This window comes from Runella sp. MFBS21 (assembly GCF_029433105.1).
Taxonomy (GTDB): Bacteria; Bacteroidota; Bacteroidia; order Cytophagales; family Spirosomataceae; genus Runella.
Genome location: NZ_JARNTW010000004.1, coordinates 228794 through 242695, shown reverse-complemented (window position 1 = coordinate 242695; position 13902 = coordinate 228794). Strand labels below are relative to the sequence as shown.

Genomic DNA, 13902 nt, shown 5'->3' with positions numbered 1-13902 from the left:
CAATGCTACTAAGCGACTGGCATTCTTTATTTACCTAACTTATTAAACATATATTATGAATCTATCTCGCCATTATTACTCTCTCCCTAAAAAGATTCATTTTTTCCCGTGGCACTATACTCTCTTCAAATGTTTGGGGATTGTTGTAGGCTTAGCTTTTGCCTCTCCTCTCTACGCTCAGCAATGCGGTATCAACATCAATAAAGTAATCGTTTCTAATTGCTATTACGTAAACAATCAAAGTAAAGTCACCTTAAGTATAGAAGTTTCTTGGGAAAACCCTCCGGCGGGGGATAGTATTGAAGTAGCGCTCGGTAGTGAAAAGAGATACATAAAACCAGGTACTTATCAAGTAAGCTACCCCGCCACAAACATCCAAGGCAACCAGACGATTGTGTCTCCCCAAGTAGTTGCATTTGAAGTCAACGCTACGGGTACCAACAGCAATGTTACTGCCCATTTTACGACACTTCCTGCCTGTACAGATACTGAGGTGGTGGCGATTCCAAACCCTTGCCCACCGTTAGTCTGTGATGGCACCCACGCTGGTGGGGTAGTTTTTAGTGACTATAATGCAGATGGGCTAAGAGATGCAGGAGAAATCAACGGTATTGCCGATGTTACTGTCACTGCTACCGCTTGTGACGGCACTGTTTATACTACTACTACCGATGCTTCAGGAAAATACCTATTTGACATTCCCCAAGCCAATTATCCTATTAGGGTTGAATTTAGCAATTTGCCTTCTTATGCAGGACAAGGCACCATCCATGGATCTGATGGGCGTACTACAGTTCAGTTTGTGGATGCACCTAATTGTAATATTGACTTAGGGGTATTGGATAATAATGATTTTTGCCAAACTACTCCTCAAATAGTAGTTCCTTGCTACGTATCCGGAAACCCAGAAGTGGGTAGCAATAGTGGACAAATGGATGCTCTGGTAGCTTTCAACTACGGCACGTCTGGGCCTAAAGACATGCTAAAGATTACCGTCTTAGCAAAAGCCGAAACCGTCGGTACCCTTTGGGGGGTAGCGTACGACAAATACACTAACAAAACTTACACCTCGGCAAGTTTGAAGCGCCACGCAGGGCTTGGGCCTTTGGGACTAGGAGGTATTTATGTCACTGACATGGCTACCAACACCACTTCAAATTATATAGATGTATCTGCTTCTCCTCTCAATATCAATGTAGGGGCAAGTACTGCTAGCGACCCTTGGTTTGGAGTCACCAATGCTAGCCGAGGTCTATTGAATGACCCCGAACAGCCTAGTAATGATGCGGTATCGTTTGCATTGATTGGCAAAGTAGGAATAGGCGATTTAGAAATCTCGGAAGATGGTAAAGCGCTCTATTTTGTAAATTTATACGACAAAAAACTATATAAGTTAGATATAAGCGTAACCAACAATCCTACTTTGGCTGGTTCGTGGGCTATTCCTGACCCTGGATGTGTAGATGGTTCTATGCGCCCTTTTGCTACCAAAGTATATAAAGGAAAAGTATATGTGGGGTCGGTGTGCGATGCCTCTTCTTCCACAAAATCAAACCTACGGGGTTATGTCTCGGCTTTTGACGGGGCTACATTTACCCAAGTTTTTGATTTTCCACTTACTTATCCTAAAGGAGCTGTTTTGATCAACTCCACCCCTGCTGTAGTAGATAGAGTAGGCTGGTATCCTTGGACCGACAACTTTAACGATATCAACAGCAACACTACCAATGGGACTTTCATTCGTATCCTTCACCCTCAGCCTATGCTTACCGATATTGAATTTGATATCGATGGTTCAATGGTATTGGCTTTAGGTGACCGTACTGGCCTTCAATCAGGTTACAATAACTATCCTCTTTCGGGAACTGGTGTCTATACAGGATTGTCAGGAGGTGATATTTTAAGAGCTGCTTTTACGAATGGAACCTATATTTTAGAGAATAACGGAAAAGTACCAGGATTCAACGGGTCAGGTGTCAACAACAACCAAGGACCTGGCTTTGGGGAGTTTTACAATGACGACTTCTTGGGAGGCAACGGAGCCCTTACTCATGCCGAAATCGGATTTGGTGCTTTAGCTTTAAAACCTGGCTCAGGGCAAGTAATCATGACCGCCATGGACCCTGTAGACCAAAACCAAACTGGTACTAACTTCTCTGGTGGAGTACGCTATCTCAGCAATACCACGGGCTTATCTCCTACTGGCCCTGAGATGGGATTTGTTCTTTATAATACCAACAACGAAAGTGGAACTTTTGGAAAATCCACGGGTCTAGGAGATTTAGAAGTAACATGTTTATTACCCAATTATCTAGAAGTTGGTAACCGTGTGTGGATAGATACCAATCAAAACGGTATTCAAGACCCCTGTGAAAAAGCACTGAAAGACGTCAATGTATCTTTATACAAAGGCAATACGCTCATCGCAACCACTAAAACAAATCTTACTGGCGAATATTATTTCAGCAGTAAATCTAAAATTGGCAGTGGTACATGGGTAGGCGTAGATGCAGATACTGTTTTGTTGCCAAGCACTAGCTATCAAATTGTATTTGGAACCGGAAATCAAGTCAATGCCTCAGGCGATACATTGACTGTCGCTGGCTTAGGGAAATTTATCCTAACCCAAGCCAATGCTGGTAGCAATGATTTGATTGACAGCGATGCAGCAGTAAGTACTATCACAGCAGGCACTTATCCTTCTATCACTATCACTACGGGAGCAGAGGGCTCTGTCAACCACACCTTTGATGCTGGCTTTTACTGCATATTACCTTATAACGAAACCATCTCTGTAAAAACTGCTACTTGCACAGGTACAGGTCAATCTAACAATGATGCAAGCATCCGCTTTACTAATATCAAATGTGCCGACAAATTTGCGTATTCTATCGGAAGTGTATTTTTGGGAAATCAATACGACAATGCTACCGCAATAACGGGCGATAGCATCGTAATTGCTAATTTACCTAATCCTACTGCTGCTGCTGATACTTTCACGGTAAGACTTTATAATGGTGTATGTTGCTACAAAGACACTACCATTATTCTTTCAAAAACTATCTGCCCATTAGGTAGCTTAGGGAATTTTATTTGGAAAGATCTCAACAACAACGGTCGCCAAGATGCCCTAGAGCCTGGCGTGAAAGATGTAATTATTTTATTATTGCAAAATAGTGCCGTCATTGGCTCTGATACCACCGATAGCAATGGCTACTATAACTTTGACAGCCTCGCCACTGGAGATTATCAAGTACAAATACTCGTTTCTTCTCTTCCAGATGGTTGTACTATTAGCAGTCAATACAAAGCTGCTGGCGTACCAGACAGTCTCAATTCAGATTTTGATCCAACCACCGCAACCAGTCCTGTCGTAAGTATCAATGCACTTGGCAATGGTATCGACAAAGACAATCCAACTATCGACGGAGCGCTTTATTCGCCCAAAGGAAGTATCGGAGACTTTGTATGGAAAGACCTCAACAACAATGGAATCCAAGATAGTGGAGAAGAAGGAGTTGAAGGGGTAATCTTGGAGCTTTACAAAGGTAGTACTACAAGCGTAGCTATTGCTACTGACACCACTGATAGCAATGGTAAATATGAGTTTACCAATCTTGATGCGGGCGATTATTATGTCAAAATTGTCACGCAAAGCCTTCCGGTAGCCTGCATCTTGTCAGACTCTACCAATAAAGGTGGAGACGATACGCTCGATTCTGATTTCGATTCAGCCACAGGTTTTAGCCCTAAAATTGTCATTAATCCACTAGGCACAGGTATTGACAAAGACAATCCGACCATCGATGCAGCTTTAGTAAAACCGTGCGTAGCTCCTACTTGGACCATCACAAGTGCACCTGCTTGCTCTCCTACTACGCCAGTATACAGCGTAAGCTTTGCAGTGCTTAACCCCAATGGTAGCCTCAAAGTAAATGCAGGAACCCTGACCAGCACATCGGCCAATAATTATACCGTATCAGGTATTCCAAATGGTGTCAATCTTGTTATTATTGATAGTCTATCTGCTGGTTGCAAATTCGACACTACACTTGTAGCTCCTGATTGCAACTGTCCTCAGGTAACTGTACTTACCCCTAATATCAGCGTATGTATTGGAGATACAATCCCAACACTCTCCGTAAACGTTGTGGGCAATGCAAGTGTCGAATGGTACCGCAGTGGTAGCAACCAAGTGCTAGGCACAGGCCTAACCTTCAAACCTTCTGGCATTGTATCAGCTACAGATACGTTTTATGTTCAACTTGCTGATGTGAGTCCTCTATGTATTGAGCAAACCCGTACAGCTATCCTAGTCACCGCTATCGACTGCCAAGTAGATTTAGCTCTTCGCAAATCAATCAGCCGCAAAATTGCTCATATCGGCGATACCCTAACCTACACAATCAAAGTATGGAATGAGTTTACCAACAATGCTTCGGGTGTAGAAGTGACAGATTCTATCCCTAACAGTGTGGCGTTTGTGGTAGGTAGTTTCAATGCTTCGCGCGGTACGGCTAGCATCACTAATCAGGTCATTAAATGGAACATCGGCAACATAGCAGCTAATGGTGATACTGTCACTCTTACTTATAAAATCAAGGTAATTCAAGAAGGTGTTCACTTCAACAAAGCCGAAATCAGTAAGACCGACCAGCCGGATAAAGACTCTACTCCCAACAACGACTCTGAGACAGAAGATGATTTAGATCGTCAGTGCTTTAGCGTTCCTTTCAAATTGTGTGTCGGCGAAAAAGTACAAGTTAATCTACCGGCTCATTATACTGGCGTAGTGTGGTTTAAAGATGGTGGTTCTACCTCTGTAGCTCAGGGTAATGAAGTACTACTTGGCGAAACAGGCACTTATACTTTTACGGCTACCAACAATACCTGCCCTGTGGAAGGATGCTGCCCAGTCATCATCGAACCTAGCGACAACTGTTGTCCTCCCGATTTATGTATACCTGTCATTATTCACAAGACAAAAAAAACAGGTCTCTAAAAGATTAACCTTCCTCTTTCCAAAATCCGAATCAAAATCTTTTTGGTTCGGATTTTTTGTATGAAATGCTGCCTTGTTATCATCTTCCTTGCACGTATATTCTATTGAGATATAATGGTGTTATAGATAGTTTATGTAAATTTTATGTTTTCAAGAGTACATATAGGTAAATTATCCAATTATTTAACCGGTTTGGCCTCTAATATGACTTACATATCTATTTAATTCTTTCAATTTTTATTAGTTTGCAGAAAATTACTAAGCGCTATGAGAATAATTATATCCACTATATTATGCTGCGGGTTAGCTTTTTCCACTTCGCTATTTTCGCAAACCATAGATGTAAAAACAATAGAAGATCAAGTATATAATTTTAACAATAAACTTAATTTTAAAGCATCACAAGAACTTTTACTTTCTCAATTACACAACAACAAACTCACCGCCCACGACCGCTATCATGTATATCGTTTGCTTTCGTATACGCACAAACGGCTTTTTGACTATACGTCTGTCTTCCACTATCTTAACAAAGCATACAAAGAGATCAAGAGCTCAGACCCTGACGGCAAATATCTCGCCGAAATCAACGCTCAGCGCGCATTAGCTCATTTTGACATCCACGAATACCCTCAGGCCGATACTTTATTGCTTAGTTTAGAAGCCAATTCATTCAAGCACCTCAACAACGAACTTGTCGCTAAACTCCAAATGCAGCGTGCTTATCTTCAGTTTTTGGATAAAGACTATTTTAAAGCAGAAGCCACTTATGATCTTGCCATTGCAAACATCAAAGGTGTATCAATGTGTGACTTGCCAATGGCACTCGTCAAAAAGATGCAACTTTATGAAGAAATGGGAGACCGTTCTAGGGCTTTAGAAAACTATCACAAGGCACTCCATTATGCAGATTCATGCGGTATACTCAAATACGCTATTTATGCTAAAGAAGAACTACGCAACATCTACAAACGCAATAAAGAGTTTGCAGCAATGGGTCAGCTTCAAGATGAGATAGACAAACTTGATTCAATCTATAAAAAGAATGAGCGGCTGGCTGAAGTCAATTTAATGAAAGAAAACCTTGAAACCAGTTTGCAGGAAAAAAAAATTAAAGCCAAAAATCGTCAAATTTTATACATAATTGCGGCTTCTGTGCTACTAGGTATTTTATGTTTGGGGGCGTTTTATGCTTTTTGGCAACAAAAAAATAAAAGGAAACGCTTAGAGAGTGAATTCTTAAACATGAAGTCTTCACTCCAACAATACGCCGACGAGCATTACCATCAGCCTAGCAATGAGTTTAGAAATATACGTCTCGACTTACTCAACCAACGACAACAAGAAGTACTAGAACTCATCGCCAAAGGACTATCTAACAAAGAAATTGCGGAAAAACTTTTCATTTCAGAAAACACGGTCAAATATCACATCAAAAACATCTATTTGTTGCTTGAAGTAAAGGATAGGAAAGAGTTTTTGGTCCGTCTCAAAAACAAAGGAAGCTAATATTGAAGACTACCCTAAGGGGTAGTCTTCAATATTTAGTACAAAACTACCCTTTTGGGGGGTGCAATTCTAAAGAAAATACAAGAACTTTGGGAACCTTCACTCTTTACCTTACTAGACGACCTTATGATGAATCAACAAACTACCTAACCTAACTTAAAATCCTAATCATCACCTAGTTTGAGCAATTCAAAAAAGTCCAGTGCTAACCCACTGGCTTTTTTATTTTATAATCCTCCTGCCTTAAGTCTTTTATCCATAATACAGCGATACACTTGTATATCAACGCTCTTTTTCCCAACTTGTTTTATTTCAATTATTAAAGTTTTAATAAAATTCCGAACTATCATTCTTTCACACAGGTTTGATGATAGTAAATGTATTCCTCCATCCACTGATTTTTTGAACGTTGAAAAGAAAATTTAAAAGACAAGTGCTCATGGCACGCTATGTCATTTATAAAGAAACGCTCATCGATTTTAAAGACCATTTTTGGACATTCGTCGGGTCGTTTATTGGGATAGGCTTGATTGGCTTTCTCAATCAAAACAAGATAAGTTCTACCGATAATCTTTTCTTGATTGGCTCCTTCGGAGCTACCTCTGTCTTGCTATATGGTATTACTAATAGCCCATTGGCTCAGCCACGCAATCTCATCGGTGGCCATGTAATAAGTGCCTTCATAGGAGTTACAGTACATCTATTAATCCCTCACGAGTTGTGGCTCTCTTCAGCCTTGGCAGTGTCGGTTTCAATCGTTGTAATGCAAATCACCAAGACACTCCACCCACCTGGCGGCGCCACTGCATTGATTGCCAACCTAGGCTCACCCAAAATCACTTCACTGGGTTATTTATATGTACTGAATCCAGTACTGACGGGGGTTTTGATTTTATTGTTAGTAGCACTAGTTGTCAACAACCGCGCTGGTCATCGCGCTTATCCTAAAAACAAAAATTGGTACAAAATCTGGGAAAGAAAATATAGGTAGGAGGAGACACTAATCATTTTTAGACTTACATTACTTGGCCCGAAAGTCCACCACTTTATAAAGTTTTCCGTCGGCTTTAGTAAAAAAATACAGTTCTCCGCCCAGTCCTATCCCTAGACGAGAATCGGGTTTGGCGGTTCCGTTTAATTTTTGAAACGTAGTAAGCTCATTGTCAACCCAGACTTCCAATTCCTGAATCGGGGCTAATTTTCCCAACTCCAAATCCTGATTGTTTGCCATAAAAACACGACCATTGGTGATGTCGGAGAAAATATATTTGTTTTTTAGCGCAGGAATAGCCCGACCATCATAAACGAAACCGCCTGAGATAGCACGACCTTCGTCATGATCATATTGAAGAATCGGGTATGTATATTTTTTAGGGAGTTCGGTAGTAGGCAACACAAAGACCTTATTAATATCCTCTCTCGGATTGACTAAGAAAGTTCCTTCCCGTTCGGGCCATCCATAATCAGCGCCAGCTATGCCCAAATTTACTTCTTCAATGTTTGATTGTCCTATATCATCAATGAGCATTTTGCCATCAGGCGTCCAAGTGATACGATTGGGATTCCGAAAACCCCGACAATAAATCTCTTTTAGTATGGTTGGGTCTGGCGCATCAACAAACGGATTAGTGGGCGGAATACCATATTGCTTGTTGGCACTATTTCGCCCCAAAGGGTCAATCCGCAAAACCGAACTTGAAGCTATTTGAGCGCTACTACAAAGGGGATAAAAGCCTTTTTTCTCAGCGGCTCCCCCATCTCCAATCCCAATATAAAGAAGGCCATATTCTTCATGACCTTTCGTGACCAAAGGGTTGAAGGTGATTTCTTGTACACCATGCGCTATGGTCAACAAATCAATACGAAGTAGCTCGCGACTATCGCCCATAAAAGGAAGTTTAGTAGCATCTTCGATTTTCCATTCTGTCAATACCCATTGCAGGCCGACCTTTATCGAATCGGCAAAGCTTAAATCTCCCCTTAAAGAATGGGCTTTTTCGGCATGAGTTGTGTATAACAATCCATTTTCATTAAAATCAGGATGAAAAGCAAAGCTACCGAAACCAGTTCCTAGACCAGGAGATGTTGTAAAATGGGGACGCAATGGGCGAATATCCATAGCAATCTGCCATACGCTATCAGTAATTTCATAAAGAATACCCTGTAAATCTATGACGAAAAGACGCTCTTTAGGACCTTTCAACACTTGCATTTTATTGATGCGAGCCAACGGCGCTGTGGTGCTAGTGGCTGGAGCAGTGGATTGATATTGTAAATACAATTGTCCACCCGTCTGCGGAATTTTGGCTGGTATCGGATCCTTAATGGCTGTATCTACTAATTTTGGTTGATTGGCAGACGCTTGCTGGTTCTTATGAATAAAGGCAAGAATAGCCTCTACCTGATTATTACCTAGCGATGTAAAGGGTGGCATCATCTGCTTATATTCTTCAAAAAGTTGGGTTGCTCTCGTATCTCCTGAAGTAATCATCGCAGGAGCGTTTCGGATAAATTTTTTCAACCAAACTTTCTTAGATTCAATGGTGGCTTGTTGCAGGCTTGGGCCAATACTTCGCTGCGAGAAATTATGACACGACGAGCAGTTGTTTTCAAAAAGTTGTTGTCCTACCGCCAACATTTTCGGATCAGACGAATAATTGTCCGATGATTGCCCAGTTTTTTGGGCGAAAACCTGTACTCCAATTTCCACAAAAAGCAGGAGCAAAACAATCAGCTTCTTTCGACCCTCACTTTTACAAAACGAACTTATCATATCAACGCTCATTACTTTACTGTTTCGACTAATATTTCAAATACATAATATACAAGATTAGAGCCTCTATATCAGAATCAGATAGGATACCCTGAAAAGAGGGCATTTCGGCATCATAGCCTTTTACGACCTTTTTACTGGGGTCGAGAATTGACTCTTTAAGGTAAGCTTCCCTAGCTTCAAGGGTGGAGCCATCGGCCATTTTTCGCATCGAACCATACAGCCCTTTGAAGGGTGGGCCGTACATTCCTGCCGTTTCGGTACCAGGAGAATGACACCCAATACACCCCATTTTCTCAAAAAGTTCTTTGCCCCGCTCTCTGGTAATCGGCGGATCATACTTGATTTGAGCGGCAAATTGTGCCTTACTCAATTGGAGCTTTTTCAAGTCCACGTTGACAAACCCCTGTGCTCGTAAGTCCAGATTATCTACCTGATTGATACTAAACCAAACTCCATCACTTACCGATTTACCATCGCTGGCTGTTACCTTGTACAATACCTCCATTTGGTCAACTTCCCGCATATCAGGAATAAGCAACAAAACTTTCTTTTTGTCGAGAGACAGGTACGAGGCAAGTACTGGCAAAATCTCCTCACCAGGTGTACCATCTAGCTTGAAATGCCCCGAACCATAAGCCTCAGTTCGTTTGTAGTTCCACCGCTTCACTCGATAACTGGATGGATTGGTAGCTTTTCGGGAATCCAATGCCGAATCAAAAGAAAGCAGGACACCCTGACGGCCCACTTTAAAGTGGTTGGGCATATAACTATTTTTTCCAGTATATCGTAGCCGCTGAATTGCACTGATACCTTTCGAACTACTCCCAAACAGGTTAAAACCAGCCATATACAACTGCCCATCATGAGGGCCCATAGTCCCTTTGATAATCGGTGTTGAATAATTTGCATTGACTGAAACAACTGCCCCCTGCAATCCATTGGAAGTGGAATCAATGAGTACCCGAAAAAGTCCGGGACGCCCAAACGAAAAATGAAGAAGCGCGTTATTGAGTGGTCCCATTTGTTGAGTAGTCATCCATACCTGACTGCCTGCCGAACGATCAATTCTGTGCGGAATCCATGTGAGGGGACGTTTAGGAGATGGCTTATCAGTACGATGGCTTGTAGCAGGAACACCCAAAAAATCATCTTTTTCAATCACATAGATAGGGGTGCTTGGCACATAATTTCCTTGCTGGTCGGTAGCAGTCAGCATACCAGAAATGGGATGAAAACCGAGATAAGGTGCTCGGAAACCTGTGCTGATTATTTCAGTCTGTTTTCCATCCAGTGAGATTCTCATGATTACTCCTGAATGGTTCGAGCCCGCCCGAAAACCTGCGGTTAGCGTTTTGGTGATACCCGGCCTTGCCGTGACGCCCCCGCCTTTCGCAATCAGGATGCCATATTTTTCCGAAATGACCATATCAGCCGCCCATTCGTAAGATTCGGCTGACTGCTGCATTAGGTCACAAAAATTTTCATAATAATCAGCCTCGCCATCCCCGTTCAAATCGTGTAACCGAACAATCCCCGCCTTCCCAAAAATATACAGCTGCCCCTTGTAAACTTCGATACTCATAGGCTCGTACAATCCTGACGCAAATCGTTTCCACGATAATTGCGCTAGTTGTTTATCGATTCCGCTGACTACCCATACATCGCCTTCAAATGTAGTAATCGCAGCCCGTTGTTCATCCAGAAAGGCAATGTCAGTAACACGTACATTTCGTTTCCAAGGATTGGGAATGGGCAGTGTGAGTAAATCCGTCACGAAGGCCGCAGTGTCAGGGGCGATTTTTCCTTTGGTAAGCACCTCCCCTGACCAATGCGGAGGACTTCCTTCTCGAAAAGCGGGTAACTTCCTAAGAGCCGCCTTATCTGCTATTGAACGAAAGTTTTTCAGATTTTTGGTCAGCCCTCTCCATAAACATACCGTCATGTTTCGGGTTTGACTAGAAGGCGGCACCGATACGCTGATGTACCGTCCCCCACTCACGCTTACAGTAGCAGTTGCCTCCAAGCTCTTAATACTTACAGCAATCACCGAATCTTGAGCATAATAAATATAGGCTACGTTACCGTCACTGGCAGCCGAAGCACCATCTCGTACTTCGGCTGCATTCAAAAAGAGCGTATCGGACGAAGCACCTACTTCCAAGGTTCTGGTATAAACAATCTCTTTATCATGTCGGACGCAATCGGGCATTTCGAAAATATCGACACCTGCAACGCTATAGGCCAGAATTAAACTATTCTCATATACGTAGCTTCCTTGCCAACGGCCATAGTGGGGAGGCAGAGGTCCCCAAGTGAAGCCTTCTCGGGATTGCTCTTTGGGACGTACATCTGTCAGAACTGGCTTTCCTGATGACCAGCCAGGGTATATCCCATTGGCAATGTCAGGCTGGCCTGCCACCAATGGTACCGTATTTTTTTTGTTGAAAAAATCGTGGTATGATACCTCAGGCAACATACTCTTTGTTAGCGACTTGCCTGTCCAAGCTACGGACCATCTTAACAAATCCTGATCGAAACACACATATGCACTATCATCCAGTTGAATGACCAGTCCACGGGCCACAACATTATCATCAGGAAAGCGGGAACCTAATTTTCGAGCATCTAGATAGGTGCTCATAAATGGGAAATCTGGCTCTACAAATGAATTAAAAGACAAGCTGTCGAATGTGTTTTCGGTAATGATGCGTTTTTCCGAAAAGCAGCCCAAAAAGCACGTAGGCAGTAGCCCAAGGGCAGTAATGACCACAAGGCATAGCATCGCTATGCTCCAATGACTAGTTGAGTTCATAAAAAGTAACGTCTTCAGAGATAGAAGAAAATCTCTTGGTGAGAGATAAAACTAAAAAGTAAATCTACTTGACATCTTCAATCCACCAATGTTTGACATTGACACAAGCCCCGACCCCATATCCTACCGAGCCCTGTATCAAAACCTTCTTGGTTTGTTTTCGGTCATATTTCCCGACAACCTCAATGGCAGAGTATGAATCAAGTGTTTTCTGTACTTTTTTAAGGTACTGCCCACTGTCCCAGTCAATTCCATTTTTAGAAGCATAAAGCACCAGATTCATGGGGTCATTGCCAAAACTTCCGCTACGCCCCACCATAAAATAGTAGCTCCCTATTTTTTCGCTCATCTGTGCATCTCGAACACGCTTGGCCATATAGGTAGTCTTTACTTCACTCCAAGTTCGCCCTTTATCGCTACTAATTACGTAAGGAAAATAATGCTCATCGTTGAGGTCATAAGAGTAGACAATAAACCGCCCATCGTCAAGGGCTTTGGCTGTCATATAGTAATAATTACTCTTATATTTTCGGTTTCGGAACAATCCCTCACTGAGTTTGGTAAAAGTTTCGCCATTGTCGTAAGAGGCATAAAATGAGTATTCTCCTGTACCATAGCCTCCTATGAATACTGTGTATATTACCCCATCATGCACAAAAGAAGCACCATCATCGTTGGTCAGACTGATTTCTTTGGAAGTAGCAATCTCATCAACCTCCTTTGGTTCAGTCCAGGTGTGTCCATTGTCATGACTCAGGATATATACGGGCGTCTTAAAACCCAGATAGTTATCTCGATTGTTGGCAAGTTGTCGGGACAAAAAGGCGACCAACGTTCCATTGGGTGCCGTAATAATGGACCGAACAAATGCCGCAATATATGGTTTCCCCTTGGGAAGAGTATCGCCTGTTATCTTGTTGATATCCCAAACCTTTTTGGAGTAAGGAAACACCGTTGGTTTCCCCCACGTTTTGCCGCCATCGGTCGAACGTTTATACTCAGACCAGCCAGCAATGCCATGCCCTTCAAATATTTTCCCCGACACATTGGTATAAAACGCAATAATATCACCGTTTTTACATTCGGTCAGGGCAGAGCCATAATGTCCAGAGCGGTTAACTGACTCATTATCTATAAACATAATTCCGTCGTTTGGGGTACCTTTTGGGTTAATGGTATAGCCCGTATAAGAAACCCTCCGTACACATCTCACCGACATTCCTGTACCTTTTTTTAGAAAGCTAAACGTACCTGTAGAGTCGATAGCGTCATGTTTATGCCCCAGACTAAAATACAAGGCTGCATCTTGCCGTTTTGAGGTACTAGTCCAGTAATAGGTATATTTGCCCAGGTCGTGAAATAATCCGCCTATATAACGCACTCCCGCAGGTACTGCTCCAAATCGCCATTCGTCGAAACTGGACAAATCACCTACCCAAGCCGACTTACTTTTCAGTTTGCTACCTCCTTTGCGACCCACTTCGTATAGTAAGTTTTGTAGTTCTTCACGGGTCGGGATATCCCACCCCATAGGACAAATTCCCCGTGGGTCATTGATAGCAAACCAGTTATACAGCACTCCATAGCTATTGGCATTGGCGGGGTCATTATTATAATAACACCAAGCTGGAGTTCCGTTTTCGGCTGCTTTGTTCCAGTCATCGTCACTTTTTGCTTCAGGAATAGGATCTCCATTTCTGAAGTGAGTCACTTTAAGGTTTTGAGCCGACCATTCGTACATCCCAATCACTACTCCTGCTCCCTCTGATGCATAAGACATTGCAGGACAAAGCAAGAAAACCA

The 13902-nt window shown here is 42.5% G+C and carries 6 protein-coding genes; 3 read left to right on the top strand and 3 right to left on the bottom strand.

Features of this window, described 5'->3' with window-relative positions:
• Nucleotides 1–55: 55 nt before the first annotated feature.
• The 3 genes from P1X15_RS11435 (at nt 56) to P1X15_RS11425 (ending at nt 7502) form a co-directional block, all read left to right on the top strand.
• Nucleotides 56–5002 carry an SdrD B-like domain-containing protein gene (locus P1X15_RS11435; RefSeq protein WP_277338256.1) on the top strand — a complete coding sequence of 1649 codons (4947 nt, stop codon included), beginning with the start codon at nt 56–58 and terminating at the stop codon, nt 5000–5002.
• 267 nt (nt 5003–5269) lie between these two features.
• Complete coding sequence (locus P1X15_RS11430; RefSeq protein WP_277338255.1) at nt 5270–6511, top strand: LuxR C-terminal-related transcriptional regulator; 1242 nt, start codon at nt 5270–5272, stop codon at nt 6509–6511.
• Between the two features lie 439 nt (nt 6512–6950).
• Nucleotides 6951–7502, top strand: coding sequence for an HPP family protein (locus tag P1X15_RS11425; RefSeq protein ID WP_277338254.1), 552 nt, complete (start codon nt 6951–6953; stop codon nt 7500–7502).
• A 30-nt stretch (nt 7503–7532) separates the two neighbouring features.
• Here P1X15_RS11425 and P1X15_RS11420 read toward each other — a convergent pair whose 3' ends face one another.
• The 3 genes from P1X15_RS11420 to P1X15_RS11410 all read right to left on the bottom strand — a co-directional run bounded on the left by P1X15_RS11420 (nt 7533) and on the right by P1X15_RS11410 (nt 13879).
• On the bottom strand, nt 7533–9284 hold the full coding sequence (locus tag P1X15_RS11420) for a PQQ-dependent sugar dehydrogenase (protein ID WP_277338253.1): 1752 nt from the start codon (nt 9282–9284) through the stop codon (nt 7533–7535).
• 28 nt (nt 9285–9312) lie between these two features.
• Nucleotides 9313–12099 (bottom strand): cytochrome c, encoded by a 2787-nt coding sequence (locus tag P1X15_RS11415; protein ID WP_277338252.1) that lies wholly within the window; start codon nt 12097–12099, stop codon nt 9313–9315.
• Nucleotides 12100–12163: 64 nt separating this feature from the next.
• The gene (locus P1X15_RS11410) at nt 12164–13879 is read right to left on the bottom strand and encodes an FISUMP domain-containing protein (RefSeq protein WP_277338251.1); all 1716 of its coding nucleotides are present in this window, start codon (nt 13877–13879) and stop codon (nt 12164–12166) included.
• Nucleotides 13880–13902: the final 23 nt, after the last annotated feature.